The following is an 18,553-nucleotide window of genomic DNA, read 5'->3' on the forward strand; positions in this document are numbered from 1 at the left end:
TCGGCACAATAGGAATAATGTGCTCGGTGCAATGTGGGGGAGGGGAGCGCATATGTCGGGGGACGACTACCGCGCCATCGCCGACGAACTGGCCGCGGCCATCGCGGCCGGCCGGCTGCGCCCGGGGGACCGGCTGCCGCCGCTGCGCAGGTTCGCCCGGCGGCGCCAGATCGCCGACTCGACCGCGGCCCGCGTCTACCGCGAACTGGGCCGCCGTGGCCTGACGGTGGGCGAGGTCGGCCGCGGCACCTTCGTCCGCACCGCGCCGCCGGCGACCGAGCCCGCACTGGCCGAACCCGGCGGCCACCGCATCGACCTGGAGCTGAACTTCCCCGTCCTGCCCGGGCAGCCCGCACTCCTCGCGCGCAGCCTCGGCCGGCTGCTCCAGCAGGACGACGCACGGGCCGCGGCGCTGCGCCCGGCCGGTGCCGCCGGCACCCCGGCCGCCCGGCAGGCCGCCGCCGCCCACCTCGCCCGGGCCGGCTGGGCCCCCGACGCCCGGCGGCTGCTCTTCGCGGGCAGCGGTCGGCAGGCCCTCGCCGCGGCCTTCGCCACCCTGGTCCCGCCCGGTGAACGCCTCGGCGTCGAAGCGCTCACCTTCCCCGTCGTCAAGGGCATCGCGGCCCGCCTCGGCATCACCCTCGTCCCGCTGGCCATGGACGAGCACGGCGTCACCCCCGACGCGCTGCGCGCCGCCGCCCCGCTGCGCGCGGTCTACCTCCAGCCCGCTCTGCACAACCCGCTCGGCACCACCATGCCCGGCCCGCGCCGCGCGGAACTCGCCGCGACCCTGCGCGCGTTGGACCTGTACGCGGTCGAGGACGCCGTCTACGGTTTCCTCCGACCCGACCTGCCGCCGCTCGCCGCCCTCGCGCCGGAGCGCACGGTGCTCGTCGACAGCCTCTCCAAGCGGCTCGCCCCCGGGTTGACCCTCGGGTTCCTGGTGCCCCCCGACCACGACGCCGCCCCGGACTTCGCCGCCGCGCTCCGCTCCGGTGCCTGGACGGCCGCCGGCTTCGCGCTGGAGGCGGCGGTCTGCTGGCTGGGCGACGGCACCGCCACCGCCGTCGAAGCGGACAAGCGCGCCGACGCGGCGGCCCGCCAGCGGATCGTCGCGGACCGCCTGGCCGGCCAGCGGCTCCGTGCCGACCCGCACGCGTACCACTGCTGGTGGGAGCTGCCCGAGCCGTGGCGGGCCGACACCTTCGTGGCCGCCGCGGCCCGCCACGGCATCGCGGTCACCCCGTCCGGCGCCTTCGCCGCCGGCGCCGGCCACGTCCCCAACGCGGTCCGGCTGGCCCTGGCCTCCCCGCCCGCCGACGTCCTGTCCGACGCCCTCGACGTCCTGGCCGGGCTGGTCCGCCGGACCCCGGAGGATGCCGGTACCGAGTAGCGCGTGGCCTCAACTCCCTTCACGAAAAGGGGAGTTCGTTGTAGCGAGTGGTTCGGGCTCCGCCGCTCCCGTGGGTGCGGCGGAGCCCGGTCCCTCACACCGGCGTCCGCTCCACCGGTATCCACAGCTCCGAGGTCGCCGTCGTCCCGTCCGGTGCCATCCGGGTGCGCAGGATCTCCGGTCCCGGCCGGCTGCGGTACGGGTTCGACGGGAACCACTGGGCGAAGATGTCCGCCCACAGGGTCTGCAGTGCCTGCGGGTACGGTCCGGTGTTGGTGAACACCCCCCAGGCCCCGGGCGGGACGGTGAGAGTGTCCATGTCCGGCGGCACTGGGGCGTTCGTCACCACCGCGTGGTAGTAGTCGAGTTCGGTGCCCTCGGCGCGGTTCGGGTCGAGGCCGTCGCAGACCGCCACGATCCCCTCCGGGTCCTGGTCGGACAGGGCGTGGATCCGCTGCACCATCTCCGTGCCCAGACCCTTGACGAACTCCACGATGGCCGGGTTGGCCCCCTCGTACACCAGCGGTACCCGGGCCTTCTTCCCGACCACCCGGAACTCCTTCTTCGCCACGATCCGGTACTCCATGGTGCTGCTCCCTTCGACGACGAGGCGGAAGGTCATCCGGGGCTGGGAGCGCAGCGCCGCACCGGTCCGCCGGGCCTCGCCCGGTCCCACGCCGTGCAGTCCCCGGAACGCCCGGGCGAACGCCTCGCCCGAGCAGTAGCCGTACCGCATCGCGATGTCCAGCAGCGTCCGCTCGCCGGCCAGCACCTCGGCGCCCGCGACGGTCAGCCGCCGGCGCCGCAGGTACTCCGACAGCGGCATCCCCGCCAGCGTGGAGAACATCCGCCGGAAGTGGTAATCCGACGTCATGGCGATCCGCGCCAGTTCGCCCGTCCCGACCGGACGGTCGAGATGGCGTTCGATGTGCTCCATGGCTTCGTTCAGCCGCTCCAGCACCTCGGTCTCCTTCCCTTTCGATCCCTCACGCTAGGGAAGGTCCACCCTGCCGCACCCGACAATCGGTGCCCACTACTGTCGGGTGGATCGGGGGATCAGGGGCGCCCCGACGGCGGGACCCGTTCAGCCGGCGGGACCGGACCCGGCGGTGTGCCGTCGCCGAACGGCCGGCCGCCCAGCTCCTCGCGGTGGTGCGGGGTCAGCCAACCGGACAGGTCCGGGCCGAGCGGGACGATGCCGGTGGGGTTGATGCCGGTGTGCACCCGGTAGTAGTGCTGCTTGATGTGGTGGAAGTCCACCGTGTCGCCGAAACCGGGCGTCTGGAAAAGGTCCTTGGCGTACGCCCACAGCACCGGGTCCTCGGCCAGCTTGAACCCGTTGCACTTGAAGTGGCCGTGGTAGACGGGGTCGAAGCGGACCAGCGTGGTGAACAACCGGACGTCGGCCTCGGTGATCGTGTCACCGACCAGGTACCGCCGGTCCGACAGCCGGTCGGAGAGCTGGTCCAGCCGCCGGAAGAGCGTCTCGAACGCCTCGTCGTACTCGCTCTGGCCGGTGGCGAAACCGGCCCGGTACACCCCGTTGTTGACGTCCCGGTAGACGTCCGCCATCACGGCGTCGATCTCCGCGCGGTGCGCCTGCGGGTAGAGGTCGGGCGCGCCGGGCCGGTGCAGCGCCGTCCACTCGGTCGCGAAGTCCAGGGTGATCCGCTGGAAGTCGTTGGTGACCAGCTGCCCGGTGGGGACGTCCACGAGTGCGGGGACGCTGACGCCGCCGGGGTAGCCGGTCTCGCGGGCGTCGTACGCCTCGCTGAGGAAGCGGATGCCGAGGACCGGGTCCCGGCCGTCCGGATCGAGGGTGAAGCGCCAACTGCGGTCGTTCTGGAGGGGGTCGACGACGGCCAGTGACACGGCGTCCTCCAGGCCGAGCAGCCGTCGGGAGATCACCGCGCGGCTCGCCCAGGGGCAGGCGCGGCTGGCCACCAGCCGGTAGCGGCCGGACGCGACCGGCCAGCCGTCCCGGCCGTCGGCGGTGACGCGGTCGGCGAAGTGGCTCCGGGAGCGCTTGAAGGGCCGGTGGCCGTACTCGGGGTTGCCGTCGTCGCCGGGGGCGGGGTCGGGGGCGGGCATCGCCGGTTCCTTCCGTCGGGGCCGAGGGGCGGTGTCCCGAAATGCCTTCCCGCGTCGCCGGGCGATTCTCCGTTGCGTCAGCCGCCCGGCGCACGGTGAATCCTGACGGAATGTCCGGCGGCGGCCGGGAAAACAAAAAAGCCAACTCACCGGTAATTGACGGAATTCACCTACCATCGCCCGATGATCAAGAAGGCAATAGGTGTGGCCCTCGTCGGCGTCGCGTTGCTTGCGCCGACGACGGCCACCGCACAGGAGCGGCGTCCGGCCCCCGTGGCCCATCTCGGCGGGACCGACTGGCAGCGGGTCGGGGACGGCATCACCGCCGGTATCAGCGGCCTGGCCGTCGAGGGTCGGCACGGTGCCGCGATCGACGTCGTCGGGGTCCGCGACAACAAGAAGCCCGGCCAGAACCGGCTGGTCGCGATCGGTCTCCGCCCGGGCGCCGCGCCGCGGGTGCGGCCGCTGGACTGGGTCGGCGAGCTGCCGGTGGACCTGGAGGCGATCGACGCGGTCCCCGGCCGGCCGCACGAGTTCGTGGCGCTGGCGAGCGGCGGCACCGCCTACCGCGTGGTCCGGGAGAAGGACACCGTGCGGGTGCTCGCCGCATTCCGCCTGCCCGGTATTTCCCCGGACGCCAACAACGAGGGATTCGCGCTCTCGGTCGTCCACGGGAAAACCGTCGCGGTCTGGGCGGACCGCGGCCAGGACGACCGTCCGGGGACGCTGTCGGCGGCCGAGTGGAATCCGGCGGACAACTCCTTCGGAAAGCCGGTCTCGGCGGAATTCCGGACGCCGTACCCGACGGAGCACGTCCGGCACGTCTCGGACGTGAAGCTCGCCGCCGACGGCCAGCTGACCGTGTCGTCGGCGTCCGACCCGGGCGACGACGGCCCGTTCGCCTCCGCGCTCCACGACGCCGGGCGGGTCACCGTCTCCCGGGACGGCCGCGTCCGGCTGACGGTGTCCGACCGGCCGCACCGGCTCGCGACGGTCTCCGGGCGCAAGGTCGAGGCGCTGGCCTGCCTGCCCGGCTCCCGGGACGGGATCCTCGGCTCGGACGACGAGAACGCCGGCGGCTCGGTCGCCGTCGCCGCGTTCTGCCGCCCGTGACGGCACCGGGCCGCGGATGCGGTGAGCCGCCCGTGACGGCACCGGGTCGCGGCTGAGACGAGCCGCCCGGTGGCCACGGCCGTGCCGTCCCACGGCCGTCGCCCGCCGCGGCGCGTCCCACCGCTCGCCCGGCCCGTGGCGGGCCGGCTCAGTCCAGCCGGGTCAGATCGGGCCGCAGCCGGTGCCAGACCGGATGCCGGATCCGGCCCGCCGCGGTCCAGCCGCTGAAGGCGATCTCGGCCACCAGCCGGGGCTCGACCCAGTGCGCCCCCGCCAGGTCCACGGGGTTGACGAACGGCGAGCGGTCCAGTGGGATCGCGCTCAGGTAGTGCGCCAGTTCCCGCCGCTCGTGGTCGGAGAGTCCCGACCCCACCGCCCCCACGAACCGCAGCCCGCCCGGTTCCGCCACGCCCGCCAGGACCGACCCGGGCAGCCCGCCGAGCGCCCCGTGCCCTTCCGTCCAGCCGCCGATGACGACGTCCAGCGTCTCCACGTACTTCGTCTTCACCCAGTCGGGTGAGCGCACCCCCGGGAGATACGGCGAGTCCAGCCGCTTGGCCAGCACGCCCTCCAGGCCACCGCGCAGCGCCGTCTCCCACGCCCGGTCGCCGTGCCCGGCCACGTACCCGGGCACCGACCAGTTGGGTCCGGCCAGCCCCAGCCCCGCCAGCACCGCCCGCCGCTCGTGGTACGGCGCGCCCAGCAGCGACCCGCCGAGGTACATCACGTCGAAGAGGACCAGCTGAACGGGCAGCTCCATCGCCAGTCGGGCGGTGCGGCGCGGGTTGAGCACCCCCATCCGCCGCTGCAGCAGCCCGAAATCGGGCCGCCCGGCGGGGTCCAGCACCACCACCTCGCCGTCCAGCACCGCGGGCCGCCCGCGCAGCTGCTGCCCGAGCGGGCCCAGTTCGGGGTAGGTCGTGGTGACGTCGTTGCCGGCCCGGGTCACCAGGCTGACCGTGCCGTCGCCCGGTGTGTTGACCAGGCACCGGGCCCCGTCCCACTTGGCCTCGAACGCCCAGTCGGCCTGCTCCGGCTCGGGCGGCAGCGGCCCGAACACGGCCAGCATCGGCCGGATCACCGGATACGGGGGCGGGGCAGTGCCGCCGCCCCCGGGGGTCAGGGCCATACTCCGATGATCGGCGGAGCCGGTGGTCCTTGCAGGACGGCCGCGGCGGCCCGAGGCGCGGCCGCTCCCTCCTTCTTCCGGGCCGCCGTCGGCAGCGCACGGGCGGCCACCGCACGACGGTCACGGGGATCGCGGGCATGGCGCCGGGGGAGCGAGCGGGGCGGTCCGGCCGCGGGCGTACGGGGCGGGACGCCGCCGTACCGGGCACAGGAGAGGGGGGAAGCCCCGGCCGGACGGGGGAACCCGGCCGGGGCGGATCGAGGGGCGCGGCCCATTGGGCGCGCTGCCAATTGAACGATAAACCATTTTGGGGCGTTCCGGAGCCCGGGGTGACCGCTCTCACGTGCCGGTCGCCGGCCGGGCCGGCTCGGCGCGGGACGGGGTCTCCGGCGCCGTCCGTCAGGGCCGGACCGCCGGCACCGGCGTCAGGGGCTGACCGCCAGCACGAGGTACGCCGCCAGCAGCGTCAGGTGGACGCTGCCCTGGAGCACGGTGGCCCGGCCGGGCACCACCGTCAGGGTGCCGACGACGACGGTGAGCGCCAGCAGCACCATGTGGCTGGCCCCCAGGCCCAGGACCAGCGGACCCTTGAGCCAGATCGTGGCCAGCGCGACCGCGGGGATCGTCAGGCCGATGCTGGCCATCGCCGAGCCCAGGCCGAGGTTGATGCTGGTCTGCATCCGGTCCCGGCGGGCCGCGCGGACCGCCGCGATGGTCTCCGGGAGCAGCACCAGCAGCGCGATCACCACGCCGACCACGGACGACGGCAGGCCCGCCGCGGCCACCCCGGACTCGATGGTGGGCGAGACCGCCTTGGCCAGCCCCACCACCGCGACCAGCGCCAGCACCAGCAGCCCCAGACTGCTCAGCGCGGCCCTGAGGGACGGCGGGTTGGCGTGGTCCTCGGTGTCGATCACCTCGCCGGCCGTGGTGAGCGGCAGGAAGTAGTCCCGGTGCCGGATGGTCTGGGTGGTGACGAACAGGCCGTACAGCGCCAGTGCGGCGCTGGCCGCGAAGATCAGCTGCGGACCGGAGAACTGCGGCCCGGGCGTGCTGGTGGTGAAGGACGGCAGCACCAGGCTCAGCCCGGCCAGCGTGGCCACCGACGCCAGCTCCGCCCCGGTGCCCTCGGCATTGAAGACCGCCACCCGCCGCTTGAGCGCACCGATCAGGAGGCAGAGCCCGACGATGCCGTTGCAGGTGATCATGACGGCCGCGAAGACCGTGTCCCGGGCCAGCCCGGCGCTCTTCTCCCCGCCGTCGACCATCAACGTGACGATCAGCGCCACCTCGATGATGGTCACCGCGACCGCCATTACCAGCGATCCGAACGGCTCGCCCACCCGGTGCGCGATCACCTCCGCGTGGTGGACCGCGGCCAGCACCGCCGCGGCCAGGAACAGCGACACCGCGCCCACCAGCGCGCTGGGCAGCGACCGGCCCCAGACGAGGGCCAGCAGCACCACCGCCGCGACCGGCAGCACACCGGTCCAGTGCACCAGGGGCGTGCGCGGGCGGGGAGTCATGCCCCGAGCTTGGCAGAGAAGTCGGACCCCCGCCCGTCGGTGAGGCCGCCTCAGGACGTGGCCCGGTGCTGCCCCTTGGTCTCCGCCGGCGCCAGCGCCGTCTTGCTGACGTCGGCCACCAGCTCCACCACATCGGGCCCGTACGCCTGGGAGTTGACCACCTTCAGCAGCAGCGCGAACTGACCGTCCGTCCCGTACCGACGGGCCAGCCGGGCCCGGTTGCGGACCAGGTGGCGGACCGCGGCCCGGTGGGTGACCGGGCGCTGACCGGCCGCCAGGAAGACCGGCCGGCCGCCCTCCCCGGCCGTCAGCCGGGCCAGCAGTACGTACTCCGCCGTCCCCGGCTCCAGCCGGTACGCCGTCCCGCCGACGGTGAAGGTGCCCCGGCCGGCGCCGGTCGCGTCACCCGGGTGGACCGCGACGCCCGGCAGCAGGTTCGCCATGTGGGCCGCCAGCCGGCGGTGCGCGGTCGGGTCGCCGACGCAGAACTCGGTCCGCGCCCCGAAGCCCTGGAGGCCGGTGTCGTGCGGGGCGACCTCCGGGTGCGCGCCGCAGTTCTCGATCACGGAGGCCAGCCCCAGCAGTGCCAGCGCGTCGTGCCGCGGGATGCTCCACTGGGCCGAGGCGCTGTCCCGGTGGGTGACCAGGACGCACTCGGAACCGTCGGGCAGCCCGAAGAAGCCCTGTTCGCGGGCGAGCTTCCGGCGGGCCACCGCCGAGAGTCCCGCCCAGCCGGCGGCCAGTCCCACGAGGAGGGCGACCACCGCGGTCAGGAGCAGCAGGGTGTCGTTCATGGCGGGCGAGCGTACCGGCTGTCGGGCGGGTGTTCGAGGTCGGGTCGCCGGTCCGTGCCGCTTGCCCGGATCCGTCCCGGTACGGCGGGACCGTACGACTCGGCCCGAAACCGTCCCGGCCTCCGCGCCGCCCCCGGAAGGCAGCCGGACACCCGAAATACCCCCTGTCGGCGCGCTGTTGCCCCCGGTAGGCTCCGGCCCCTGCCGCCCCCCGACGCGCTGCCCTTGGAGGAAGTCCAGGTATGTCGAACGCCCGACGTCTCACCGTCCTGGGAGTCACGGCCGCACTGGCCGGTTCCCTGATGGCCGTCCCGGCCGCCGCCCGGACCGCGGCACCCCGACCAGGCCCCGCGGCCCAGGACCCCGCCACCCCCGCCAAGACCCCGGTCGCCGTCGGCTACGGCGGAGCGGTATCCAGCGTCGACGCGGACGCCTCGGCCGCCGGCATCGAGGTGCTCCGCAAGGGCGGCAACGCGGTCGACGCGGCGGTCGCCACCGCCGCGGCCCTCGGCGTCACCGAGCCCTACTCGGCCGGCGTCGGAGGCGGCGGCTACTTCGTCTACTACAACGCCAAGACCAGGACCATCCGCACCCTCGACGGCCGCGAGACCGCCCCGCGCACCGCCACCAAGGACCTGTTCCTGGAGAACGGCAAGCCGATACCCTTCGACGACGCGGTCACCAGCGGGCTCGGCGTCGGCACCCCCGGCACCCCCGCCACCTGGGACAACGCCCTCAAGAAGTGGGGCAGCCGGTCCCTGGCGCAGGTGCTCAAGCCCGCCGAGAAGATCGCCGCGAACGGTTTCACCGTCGACGCGACCTTCCGCCAGCAGACCGCGGACAACGAGGCGCGGTTCCGCGACTTCCCGGCCACCGCCGACCTCTTCCTGCCCGGCGGCAAGCTCCCGGTCGTCGGCTCGACGCTGAAGAACCCCGACCTGGCGCGCACCTACCGGGAACTGGGGGAGAAGGGCGTCGACGCGCTCTACCGCGGCGGGATCGGCCGGGACATCGTCCGCACCGTCCAGCAGCCCCCCGTCCGCTCCGGCGCCACCCGCAAGGTCCGCCCCGGCGACCTGACCGCCACCGACCTGCGCGCCTACCGCACGCTCGACCACCCGCCGACCCACACCACGTACCGCGGTCTGGACGTCTACGGCATCGCACCGTCGTCCTCCGGCGGCACCAGCGTCGCCGAAGCGCTCAACATCCTGGAGAAGAGCGACCTCTCGCACCTGACCGAGAAGCAGTTCCTGCACCGCTACATCGAGGCCAGCCGGATCGCCTTCGCCGACCGCGGCCGCTGGGTCGGCGACCCCGCCTACGAGAACGTCCCCGTCAAGGGCCTCACCTCGAAGCGGTTCGCCGCCTCCCGGGAGTGCCTGATCAACGACGACAAGGCGCTCACCAGCCCGCTCGCGCCCGGCGACCCGCGCCACCCGACGCCCTGCGGCACCACCGGCCAGGCCGCCCCGACGACGTACGAGGGTGAGAACACCACCCACCTCACCGCCGCCGACAAGTGGGGCAACGTCGTCGCCTACACCCTCACCATCGAGCAGACCGGCGGCAGCGGCATCACCGTCCCCGGCCGCGGCTTCCTGCTCAACAACGAGCTGACCGACTTCTCCTTCGCGCCCGCCGCCCCGGCGGTGCACGACCCGAACCTGCCCGGCCCCGGCAAGCGGCCCCGCTCGTCCATCTCCCCGACCATCGTGCTGCGCCACGGCTCGCCGGTGCTGGCACTGGGCTCGCCCGGCGGCGCCACCATCATCACCACGGTGCTGCAGACCCTCGTCAACCACCTCGACCGCGGGATGCCGCTGGTGGACGCCATCGCCGCGCCGCGCGCCAGCCAGCGCAACGCCGCCGCCACCGAAATCGAACCGGCCCTGTGGAACAGCCCGCTCCGCAAGCAACTCGAAGCCCTCGGCCACACCTTCAAGCTGAACCCGGAGATCGGCGCGGCCACCGGCGTGCAGCGGCTGCCGGACGGCCGCTGGCTCGCCGCGGCCGAGAAGGTCCGGCGCGGCGGCGGTTCGGCGATGGTCGTCGACCCGGCGCCGTAACCCGCCGCGCGGGGCGGTTCGCCACCCCGACGGCACCCCGATGCCACCCGGACGGGCCGTGTGTGCCGTCCGTGTGTCGTCGATGTGCCGCGCCGCGCGGCATCGTTGCCGCCTCCCGCGGGTCCGATTAGCCTCCTGGGACCGTTCGTTCGAATGAGCGGTCCCAGGGAGGGCACGCAGCGTGAGCGTTGACGAGAGCCAGGAACGCCGGGCCGGGTCGTCCCCGGATCGCCCTCGCAGCCCGGCATCCCCGACGGGGCACCTGGACGGCCAGTGGGAGGGGCTCGCCGAGCAGGCCCGGGCCCTGGCCGACGGACGGGTCACCGCCACCGCCCTGGTGCAACGGTCCCTGGACCGCATCGAGGCCACCCAGGACACCGTCAACGCCTTCCGCCGGGTCCGGGCCGAGGCGGCACTGGCCGAGGCCGCGGAGGCGGACCGCCGGCTCGCCGACGGGGAGCGGGCGCCGCTGCTCGGCGTGCCGGTCGCGGTCAAGGACGACACCGACGTGGCGGGCGAACCCACCGCGTTCGGCTGCGCCGGGGTGTTCCCGCCCAAGCAGCACGACGCCGAGGTCGTCCGGCGGCTGCGCGCGGCCGGCGCGGTCATCGTCGGCAAGACCAACGCCTGCGAACTCGGCCAGTGGCCGTTCACCGAGGGCCCGGCCTTCGGCGACACCCGCAACCCCTGGAACCTCGCGCACACCCCCGGCGGCTCCTCCGGCGGTTCGGCCGCCGCGGTCGCCGCCGGACTGGTCCCCGCCGCCCTCGGCACCGACGGCGCCGGCTCGGTCCGGATCCCCGCCGCCTGGTCCCACCTCGTCGGCATCAAACCCCAGCGCGGCCGGATCTCGACCTGGCCGGACCCCGAGGCGTTCCAGGGCATCACCGGCATCGGCCCGCTGGCCCGCACCGTCGAGGACGCCGCGCTGCTGCTGGACGTCGCCAGCGGCAACCACGCCGGCGACCTGCACCGGCCGCCGGCCATCGCGGCCCACGAGGCGGCCGGCCGGGACCCCGGGCGGCTGCGCATCGCGCTGTCCTGGCAGGCCGCCGCCACCTTCACCCGCAAACCGCTGCACCCGGACGTCCGGGCCGCGGTGACCGCGGTGGCCCGTACGTTGGCCGGCCTCGGTCACTTCGTCGAGGAGGCCGAACCGGACTACGGACTCGTCGGGCTGGCCTTCGTCCCGCGCGCCACGGCCGGCGTCGGGGAGTGGGCCGCCCGGGTCCCCGACCCCCGGCTGCTGGACCGCCGCACCCGGGAGGCGGCGCGGCTGGGCCGGCTGCTCGGCGGACCGCTGCTGCGCGGCGCCCGGGCCGCGGAGCGCCGCCAGCAGCGCCGCATCGGCGCGCTGTTCGGCCGCTACGACGTCCTGCTGACGCCGACCACCGCGACCCCGCCGCCGCGCGTCGGCACCCTCGCCAGGCTCAGCGGCTGGCAGACCGACAAGGCCATGATCGCGGCCTGCCCGTACGCCTGGCCGTGGAACGTGCTGGGCTGGCCGGGGGTCAGCGTCCCGGCCGGCTTCAGCGCGGAGGGGCTGCCGCTCGGCGCCCAGCTGCTCGGCCCGGCACACGGCGAACCGCAGCTGATCTCGCTGGCCGCCCAGCTCCAGGACGCCCTGCGGTGGCACGAGCGGCGCCCCGACCCGCAGCCCGCACCGGCCGCCGGCCTCAGCCCAGGAGACCGATGATCGCCTCCGTGGTGTCGGTCTCGCCCAGCCGCGGGAAGATCCGCTGAACGCTGTTGCGGTGCGCGTCCGCGTCCAGGTCGGTCACCGCGTCGACGGCGATCGTGACGTGGTAGCCGTGCTCGTACGCGGCGCGGGCGCTGGACTCCACCCCGATGCTGGTGGCGATCCCGCCGAAGACGATCTGGGTGACCCCTCGGCGGCGCAGTTCGGCGTCCAGGTCGGTGCCGTGGAAGGCGCCCCACCGCTCCTTGGTGACGAGGATGTCGCCCGGCCGGCGGTCGAGTTCGGGGACCAGCTCGGCCCAGTCGGCCGGCGGGGTGCCGCCCGGCCGCCGGGCCTCCGTACGGCCCGGCGCCCCACCGGTGACGTTCACCAGGACGACCGGCAGTCCGCGGGAGCGGAACGCCTCGGCCAGCCGGGCCCCGCGGGCCACGACCTCCGCGGCGGGGTGGACGGTGGGCAGCCCGGTGATGCCCTTCTGAAGGTCGACCAGGACCAGTGCGGTGGTCCGGTCCAGAGTGCTGGCAGGCACGGTAACTCCTATTGGTGGAACGGAAAGTGAGGGGTCGTCAGCCGAGGGTGCGGCGGCCCGTGGTGCGCAGGGTCCGGTCGGCGAGGGTGAGGGCGAGCAGCAGCGCGCCGCAGACCGCACCGGCCAGTGCGATCGCGTGCAGCCCCGCGTCCGTGGCGCGCTGCCCGTACTCCAGCCCGATCAGGCTGGAGGCGGTGATCGCGCCGAGGTACTGGCCGGTGCGCTGGAGCCCGGCCGCCGCGCCCACGCCGTCGGCCGGCGCCTGGGCGTAGACGGCGGCCTGGTTGCCGGTGGCGGCCAACCCCTGCGGGATGCCGAACAGCGCCCCCGCGACCAGCAGCACCGGCAGCGAACTGGTGTCGCGCAGCAGCAGGAAGACCGCACTGCCCGCGAGCAGGCAGCCCGCGGCGACGGCCAGCGGGGCGCGGATGCCCTTCGTCCGGGCGCCGGCCAGCGAGCAGAGCGCGGCCGCGCCGGACATCGGCAGCATCACCAGCCCGGCGTGGAAGGACGAGAAGCCGTGTGCCTGCTCCAGCCACTGGCTGAACCCGTAGAGCACGGAGTAGATGACCAGATAGGCCAGCCCGTGCCGTAGGTAGGTCAGCACCAGGGCGCGGTTGCGGGCCAGCATCCGCAGGTCGAGGAAGGGCTGCGGATGGCGCAGCTGCCACCACACCAGGGCGGCGGTCAGCGCCGCGGTCGGCGCGAGCAGCGGCCACCGGGGTGCGTCCAGCCGCAGCAGGAAGAACATCGCGCAGGTCAGCGCGGAGGCGAAGAGCGCGATGCCGAACGGGTCGAGGGAGCCCCGGGCCGCGGTGCCGGACCCGTCGGACGCGGCCGCCGCCCGGCCGTCCCGGTCGGCCGGGAGCCAGACCAGCGCACCGCCCAGCGTCAGGAGCGCGAGCGGGACGTTGACCGCGAAGACCGCCCGCCACCCCGCGGTCGCGGCGAGCAGGCCGCCGAGGGTGGGGCCGACCGCCGCACTGGTCAGCGCGGCCAGGGAGATCCGCCCGAGCACCGACCGGGGCGTGGGGCGCCCCACCCGTCGCGACTCGGCACGCAGCATCGCCATCGCCGCCGGGTAGGCGGCCGCGGTGCCGACGCCGAGCAGGATCCGGGAGGCGACCAGCAGCGCGAAGGTCGGCGCCAGCGTGCCCAGCAGGCCGGCCGCGCAGACCGCCACCGCGCCGGCGACGAAGACCCGCCGCGGCCCGATCCGGTCGGCGACCCGGCCGAGCGACGGCTGCCCCACGGCGCTGGCCAGGTACATCGCAGAGATCAGCCATGCGGTGTCGGCGGCGCCGACGTGGAAGTCCCGGCCGATCGCCACCAGCGCGGTGGCGATCATCGTGGAGTTGATGGGATTGAGGAGCGACCCCAGTAACAGCGGGGTCATCAGCCGGGCGCCGAAGCCGCGGTCGCCGGCGGGGAGCGGGTCGGGCCCGCCGGCCGGCGCGGTGGTGCGGCCGGGCGCCCGCCGCGGGGCGTCGGGGGCGCTCATTCCTCGGTCAGCCGTCGTATCAGCGCGGTCGCCTCGGCCAGCGTCCGCTGCTCGTCGTCGGTCAACCGCTCGGCGATGGCCACGGCGAGCCAGTTGTTCTTGGCCGCCCGGACGTCGGTGAGCACCTGGCGGCCCTCGTCGGTGAGCGAGAAGACCACCTGGCGGCCGTCGGTGGGGTGCGGGCTGCGGGCGAGGATCCCGCGCTCCTCCAGGACGCCGACGATCATCCGCATCGACTGCGGACGCACCAGTTCGGCGCGGGCCAGCGCCGCGATGGTGGACGGCCCGTCGCCGTCGACCCGGGCGAGTACCGCGCGCTGGGTGGGGGTCAGTTCACCCTGCGGGGAGGCGGCGCGCAGCCGGCGCATCAGCAGGGACACGGTCGCGCCGAGGTCGGTGCCGAGCCGTTCGTGGTCCTTGGTGGGCATGTTTCGAGCGTAGGAGGTCGACAGGGAAACTTGCAAGTTTACCTGTCGTTCTTGTCGTGCCGGCGCCCGCCCGCACGCCCCGCGCGCCGCCGGGCGCCCCGCCGCGCCGCGCTGAGAGATGGTCTTGCCACGGTCGGTGACGGGGCCTACGGTCGCCTCCACACGCGTAGATCCGCGCCCCGCAGGCTGACGCATCGACAAAGGAGCAGCTCATGGCCGATGTTGTGCGTGCCGCACTGGTCCAGGCGACCTGGACCGGCGACACCGAATCGATGATCGCGAAACACGAGGAGCACGCCAGGGCGGCGGCCGCGCAGGGCGCGAAGGTGATCGGCTTCCAGGAGGTCTTCAACGCCCCGTACTTCTGCCAGGTCCAGGAGCCGGAGCACTACCGCTGGGCGGAGCCGGTACCGGACGGCCCGACCGTACGGCGGATGCAGGACCTCGCCCGGGAGACCGGAATGGTGATCGTCGTCCCGGTCTTCGAGGTCGAGCAGGCCGGCTTCTACTACAACACCGCCGCCGTCATCGACGCCGACGGCACCGTCCTCGGCAAGTACCGCAAGCACCACATCCCGCAGGTCAAGGGCTTCTGGGAGAAGTACTACTTCCGCCCGGGGAACGCCGGCTGGCCGGTCTTCGACACCGCCGTCGGCCGGATCGGCGTCTACATCTGCTACGACCGGCACTTCCCCGAGGGCTGGCGGCAGTTGGGCCTCAACGGCGCCCAGCTCGTCTACAACCCGTCCGCCACCTCGCGCGGGCTGTCGGGCTACCTGTGGAAGCTGGAGCAGCCCGCGGCGGCGGTCGCCAACGAGTACTTCGTCGCGGCGATCAACCGGGTCGGCGTGGAGGAGTACGGCGACAACGAGTTCTACGGCTCCAGCTACTTCGTCGACCCGCGCGGCCAGTTCGTCGGCGGGCCCGCCAGCGACACCGAGGAGGAACTGGTCGTCCGCGACCTGGACTTCGGCCTGATCGACGAGGTCCGCCGGCAGTGGGCGTTCTACCGCGACCGCCGACCGGACGCCTACGACGGGCTGGTGCAGCCGTGACGCACGACACCGGCAGCCTGCACGCCCGCCACCGGGCGGTGATGCCGTCCTGGCTGAGCCTCTACTACGAACGGCCCCTGGAGCTCACCCACGGCGAGGGCCGGCACGTCTGGGACGCCGAGGGCAACCGCTACCTCGACTTCTTCGGCGGCATCCTCACCACCATGACCGCGCACGCCCTGCCCGAGGTGACCAAGGCGGTCACCGAGCAGGCCGGCCGGATCCTGCACACCTCCACGCTGTACCTCTCCCGCCCCATGGTCGAGTTGGCGGAGCGGATCGCCACGCTCTCCGGCATCCCCGACGCCCGGGTCTTCTTCACCACCTCCGGCACCGAGGCCAACGACGCCGCACTGCTGCTGGCCACCACCCACCGCCGCTCCAACCAGGTGCTGGCGATGCGCAACAGCTACCACGGCCGGTCCTTCTCCACCGTCGGCGTCACCGGCAACCAGAGCTGGTCGCCCACCAGCCTCTCGCCGCTCCAGACCCTCTACGTCCACGGCGGCGTGCGGTCCCGCGGCCCGTACGCCGACCTCGGCGACGTGGAGTACATCGCGGCCTGCGTCGCGGACCTGGAGGACATGCTCCAGCAGACCGCGGGCGGCGTCGCCGCGCTGATCGCCGAACCGGTGCAGGGCGTCGGCGGGTTCACCGCGCCCCCGGACGGGCTGTACGCGGCGTTCCGCGAGGTGCTGGCCCGCGAGGGGATCCTGTGGATCAGCGACGAGGTGCAGACCGGCTGGGGCCGCACCGGCGACCACTTCTGGGGCTGGCAGGCGCACGCCGGGAACGGCCCGCCGGACCTGCTCACCTTCGCCAAGGGCATCGGCAACGGCATGTCCCTGGGCGGGGTGGTGGCCCGCGCCGAGGTCATGGACTGCCTGCCCGCCAACTCCATCTCGACCTTCGGTGGCAGCCCGATCACCATGGCCGCGGGCCTGGCCAACCTCGGCTACCTCCTGGAGCACGACCTCCAGGGCAACGCCCGGCGGGTCGGCGGACTGCTCATCGAGCGGCTGCGGGCGGTGGCGGCCGGCCTCGACGTGGTGCGGGAGGTCCGCGGACGGGGGTTGATGATCGGGGTCGAGCTGGTCCGGCCGGGCACCGACGAACCTTCCCCGGAGGCCGCCACGCTGGTACTGGAGGCCGCCCGCGACCGCGGTCTGCTGGTCGGCAAGGGCGGCTGGGGCGGCGCCTCGCTCCGCATCGCGCCGCCGCTCACGCTCACCGTCGCCGAGGCGGAACACGGCGCGGAACTCCTCGCCGACGCCCTGCGGTGGACGCAACAGCAACTCGTCGCGGGCTAGCCGACCCGGATGCGCCGGACCCGAGGGCCCTTGTCCGGCGCATCCGGGTCGGCCCGTGCCGTTTCCGTCCCCGGAGAGGTGCTCTCCGGGGTGCGGCGCGCGTCGACCGGAGAGCGCCGTGCTCCCTCGTGCGCGTGGTTCCCCGGCGTGTTGCTTGTCCGGCCGGGGCGGGATCGGGACGGTGGGACCGTGCGTACCCCTCATCTCCTCGCCCTGACGGCCGCGATGCTGGCGACGGTCACCGGCTGTGTGTCCGTCTCCGCCCCGACACCCCGGACGGCACCGTCCGGGCCCCATCCGGCCCCTTCCGTACCCGAACGCCCCGGTGCCCGGGCGCCGTCGGAGGCGGCCCCGCACGAACAGGTGGTGTCCGCGAAGCACCCGGCAGCGCCCGGGGACGCCGCGGCCCCGGAAGCGGACGGGGCGGCGGACGCATCGGCCCCGCGCCGAGGACGGCACCCCGACGCGGCGCATCCGCACCCCGCGCGGCCGGCGCCGCCCCGCCACGGGGAGCCGCCGCGTTCCGGGTACGCCGCACCGCCCCGGCACCACCCCGCCCTAGGGCCGCCGGGCGCGCACGGCACCATGGACTCGCGGATGATCTGCGGGATGGCCGCCGGCAAGGTGCGGCCGGACGTGTTGACCCTGTGTCAGGGCGCCTTCTTCGGGCAGTGACGCGCCGGGCGGGTGCCGTCCGGTACGAGAAAGGGTCCCCGCTCCATGAGCGGGGACCCTTCGTATGGAGCGCCCGGCAGGCCTTGCACCTGCATTTCCCACCGGTTGGTGGACGTCTTTCCTTGGACCACAGACGCGTGACTCCCGCCCGCGGGCCGGAGTTGCAAGATGATCATACAGGATCGACGGGGCGGGCGCGCGCCCATGGGTCGGCCGTCCGCGTGGTGGCCGCGGCCCGGTGCGCCCCGGACCGCGAGCGCGCCCAGGGGGACGTCGCGCGGCGCGTCAGTCCTTGGGTGCCGCATCCTGGTAACTCCTGCCCACAGCAGGGCTGTTGAGCAGGGCGGTGGCCGGTCCCTTGACGCCGTCGGAGCGGTAGACGCCCCACTTGTCGGTGACCCAGTCGCCGCGCAGGGTCGCCGCGGGGTACTGCTCGGTGCCGCCGGGCAGCTTCTGGGCGGTGCCGTCGTGCCAGAGCCGCACCCAGCCGCGCGCCGGGTCCTTCGAGACCTTGATGCCGAGGACGAAGTCGTGCCAGGTGCCGAGGGCGATCGGGGCGTGCCAGAGCTGCGTGGTTTTCAGCTGCGGGTCGCAGTACTCCAGGTCGACGGTGCCGTCGCCCCGGGCGCGCAGCGACAACGGCGGGGTGGCGGCACCCGAGCCGTAGTCCTTGAGCTGCCACAGGACCACCCACTCGCCCTTCTTCGTCGGCAGCGGGCCCCACATCGAGCGCCAGCCGATGTAGAAGACGTCGCCGTCCCGGGAGTAGCGCAGCGGGCCGCTGCCGGTGCGGTGGCCGCGGGTCTCCACCCGCACCCGGGTGGGTCCGTCGATCTTGTCTCCGGAGGTGTGCAGCGCGAAGGACTTCCCGTGCTGTCCGGCCGGGTCGTCGACCACCTTCACCGTGCCCGGTTTGGTCTCGGTGCCCTCGAAGTCGGCGGTGCCCCTGGCCGGGTCGGCCTGCCACAGCGCGGCCGCGCGGGGACCGGCGGCCGGGTGCGCGCCGCCGGGCCGGAGCGCGGACGGGGCCTGCCCGGCGGTCGCGGAACAGGCGCCGGTCAGCACGATTCCGGCGACAAGGGCAACTCCCCATCGGAGGTGGGGGATCAGGGGTCGCTTCATGGGGGGACTCCCGGCGTGTGGGGGGGGCAGGGGACGGGAGTGAAAGTTAGGTTTGTTGCCAGTTGCCGTCAAGGGGGTGGCCGGGCGGCCGTCGTCCGGTGCATCGCGAGATCCCGGGC

Annotated in this window: 16 protein-coding genes; 7 read left to right on the forward strand and 9 right to left on the reverse strand. The window is 74.3% G+C overall.

The genetic code is table 11. The annotated features are described in order from the left end of the window. The first annotated feature begins 52 nt into the window (after positions 1 to 52). Positions 53 to 1,393 carry a PLP-dependent aminotransferase family protein gene (locus CG747_RS25705; RefSeq protein WP_100604209.1) on the forward strand — a complete coding sequence of 447 codons (1,341 nt, stop codon included), beginning with the start codon at positions 53 to 55 and terminating at the stop codon, positions 1,391 to 1,393. Positions 1,394 to 1,487: 94 nt separating this feature from the next. Here CG747_RS25705 and CG747_RS25710 read toward each other — a convergent pair whose 3' ends face one another. After that, complete coding sequence (locus tag CG747_RS25710) at positions 1,488 to 2,354, reverse strand: AraC family transcriptional regulator (protein ID WP_100604210.1); 867 nt, start codon at positions 2,352 to 2,354, stop codon at positions 1,488 to 1,490. 95 nt (positions 2,355 to 2,449) lie between these two features. Continuing rightward, positions 2,450 to 3,484: a glutathione S-transferase family protein gene (locus CG747_RS25715; protein ID WP_100604211.1), complete on the reverse strand. Its 1,035-nt coding sequence runs from the start codon at positions 3,482 to 3,484 to the stop codon at positions 2,450 to 2,452. 183 nt (positions 3,485 to 3,667) lie between these two features. Between CG747_RS25715 and CG747_RS25720 the strand changes: the two genes are divergently transcribed. Continuing rightward, complete coding sequence (locus CG747_RS25720) at positions 3,668 to 4,597, forward strand: hypothetical protein (RefSeq protein WP_257980714.1); 930 nt, start codon at positions 3,668 to 3,670, stop codon at positions 4,595 to 4,597. A 148-nt stretch (positions 4,598 to 4,745) separates the two neighbouring features. Here the strand turns inward: CG747_RS25720 and ligD are convergent, their stop codons facing one another. The 3 genes from ligD to CG747_RS25735 form a co-directional block, all read right to left on the reverse strand. Next, entirely contained in the window at positions 4,746 to 5,726 is a 981-nt protein-coding gene (gene ligD / locus CG747_RS25725; RefSeq protein WP_100604212.1) for a non-homologous end-joining DNA ligase, read from the reverse strand. Positions 5,727 to 6,151: 425 nt separating this feature from the next. Beyond that, positions 6,152 to 7,252, reverse strand: coding sequence for a calcium:proton antiporter (locus CG747_RS25730; protein WP_100604213.1), 1,101 nt, complete (start codon positions 7,250 to 7,252; stop codon positions 6,152 to 6,154). 50 nt (positions 7,253 to 7,302) lie between these two features. After that, complete coding sequence (locus CG747_RS25735; RefSeq protein WP_100604214.1) at positions 7,303 to 8,046, reverse strand: hypothetical protein; 744 nt, start codon at positions 8,044 to 8,046, stop codon at positions 7,303 to 7,305. Positions 8,047 to 8,288: 242 nt separating this feature from the next. On the opposite strand from CG747_RS25735, the gene ggt reads away from it, so the two are divergent. Then, positions 8,289 to 10,115 carry a gamma-glutamyltransferase gene (gene ggt / locus CG747_RS25740; protein ID WP_100604215.1) on the forward strand — a complete coding sequence of 609 codons (1,827 nt, stop codon included), beginning with the start codon at positions 8,289 to 8,291 and terminating at the stop codon, positions 10,113 to 10,115. A gap of 181 nt (positions 10,116 to 10,296) precedes the next feature. Continuing rightward, entirely contained in the window at positions 10,297 to 11,811 is a 1,515-nt protein-coding gene (locus CG747_RS25745) for an amidase (protein ID WP_100604216.1), read from the forward strand. Here CG747_RS25745 and CG747_RS25750 read toward each other — a convergent pair. From CG747_RS25750 to CG747_RS25760, 3 genes are read right to left on the reverse strand one after another with little or no spacing between them, the layout of a single operon-like run. After that, positions 11,792 to 12,343: an isochorismatase family protein gene (locus tag CG747_RS25750; RefSeq protein ID WP_100604217.1), complete on the reverse strand. Its 552-nt coding sequence runs from the start codon at positions 12,341 to 12,343 to the stop codon at positions 11,792 to 11,794. The genes CG747_RS25745 and CG747_RS25750 overlap by 20 nt on opposite strands. 37 nt (positions 12,344 to 12,380) lie before the next feature. Beyond that, positions 12,381 to 13,844: an MFS transporter gene (locus CG747_RS25755; RefSeq protein ID WP_100604218.1), complete on the reverse strand. Its 1,464-nt coding sequence runs from the start codon at positions 13,842 to 13,844 to the stop codon at positions 12,381 to 12,383. Next, positions 13,841 to 14,272: a MarR family winged helix-turn-helix transcriptional regulator gene (locus tag CG747_RS25760; RefSeq protein WP_100604219.1), complete on the reverse strand. Its 432-nt coding sequence runs from the start codon at positions 14,270 to 14,272 to the stop codon at positions 13,841 to 13,843. Before CG747_RS25760 ends, CG747_RS25755 begins: the two co-directional genes overlap by 4 nt. Before the next feature lie 212 nt (positions 14,273 to 14,484). Here CG747_RS25760 and CG747_RS25765 point away from each other — a divergent pair, with 212 nt between their 5' ends. The 3 genes from CG747_RS25765 to CG747_RS25775 all read left to right on the forward strand — a co-directional run bounded on the left by CG747_RS25765 (position 14,485) and on the right by CG747_RS25775 (position 17,312). Then, on the forward strand, positions 14,485 to 15,327 hold the full coding sequence (locus tag CG747_RS25765; protein ID WP_100604220.1) for a nitrilase-related carbon-nitrogen hydrolase: 843 nt from the start codon (positions 14,485 to 14,487) through the stop codon (positions 15,325 to 15,327). After that, positions 15,324 to 16,637 (forward strand): aspartate aminotransferase family protein, encoded by a 1,314-nt coding sequence (locus CG747_RS25770; protein WP_100604221.1) that lies wholly within the window; start codon positions 15,324 to 15,326, stop codon positions 16,635 to 16,637. The genes CG747_RS25765 and CG747_RS25770 overlap by 4 nt, the downstream gene beginning before the upstream one ends. A 189-nt stretch (positions 16,638 to 16,826) precedes the next feature. After that, a complete protein-coding gene (locus tag CG747_RS25775; RefSeq protein WP_146022159.1) occupies positions 16,827 to 17,312 on the forward strand; it encodes a hypothetical protein in 486 nt (161 codons plus the stop codon). Between the two features lie 285 nt (positions 17,313 to 17,597). Here CG747_RS25775 and CG747_RS25780 read toward each other — a convergent pair whose 3' ends face one another. Further along, a complete protein-coding gene (locus tag CG747_RS25780; protein ID WP_100604223.1) occupies positions 17,598 to 18,434 on the reverse strand; it encodes a heparin lyase I family protein in 837 nt (278 codons plus the stop codon). Positions 18,435 to 18,553: the final 119 nt, after the last annotated feature.

This window comes from Streptomyces sp. CB02959, assembly GCF_002803155.1.
In the GTDB taxonomy this organism is placed as follows: Bacteria; Actinomycetota; Actinomycetes; order Streptomycetales; family Streptomycetaceae; genus Streptomyces.

Coding starts and splice junctions, on each gene's coding strand:
- CG747_RS25780 (WP_100604223.1), bottom strand. CDS start 18,434: ATGAAGCGACCCCTGATCCCCCACCTCCGATGGGGAGTTGCCCTTGTC.
- CG747_RS25755 (WP_100604218.1), bottom strand. CDS start 13,844: ATGAGCGCCCCCGACGCCCCGCGGCGGGCGCCCGGCCGCACCACCGCG.
- CG747_RS25765 (WP_100604220.1), top strand. CDS start 14,485: ATGGCCGATGTTGTGCGTGCCGCACTGGTCCAGGCGACCTGGACCGGC.
- CG747_RS25720 (WP_257980714.1), top strand. CDS start 3,668: ATGATCAAGAAGGCAATAGGTGTGGCCCTCGTCGGCGTCGCGTTGCTT.
- ggt (WP_100604215.1), top strand. CDS start 8,289: ATGTCGAACGCCCGACGTCTCACCGTCCTGGGAGTCACGGCCGCACTG.
- ligD (WP_100604212.1), bottom strand. CDS start 5,726: ATGGCCCTGACCCCCGGGGGCGGCGGCACTGCCCCGCCCCCGTATCCG.
- CG747_RS25705 (WP_100604209.1), top strand. CDS start 53: ATGTCGGGGGACGACTACCGCGCCATCGCCGACGAACTGGCCGCGGCC.
- CG747_RS25760 (WP_100604219.1), bottom strand. CDS start 14,272: ATGCCCACCAAGGACCACGAACGGCTCGGCACCGACCTCGGCGCGACC.
- CG747_RS25730 (WP_100604213.1), bottom strand. CDS start 7,252: ATGACTCCCCGCCCGCGCACGCCCCTGGTGCACTGGACCGGTGTGCTG.
- CG747_RS25735 (WP_100604214.1), bottom strand. CDS start 8,046: ATGAACGACACCCTGCTGCTCCTGACCGCGGTGGTCGCCCTCCTCGTG.
- CG747_RS25715 (WP_100604211.1), bottom strand. CDS start 3,484: ATGCCCGCCCCCGACCCCGCCCCCGGCGACGACGGCAACCCCGAGTAC.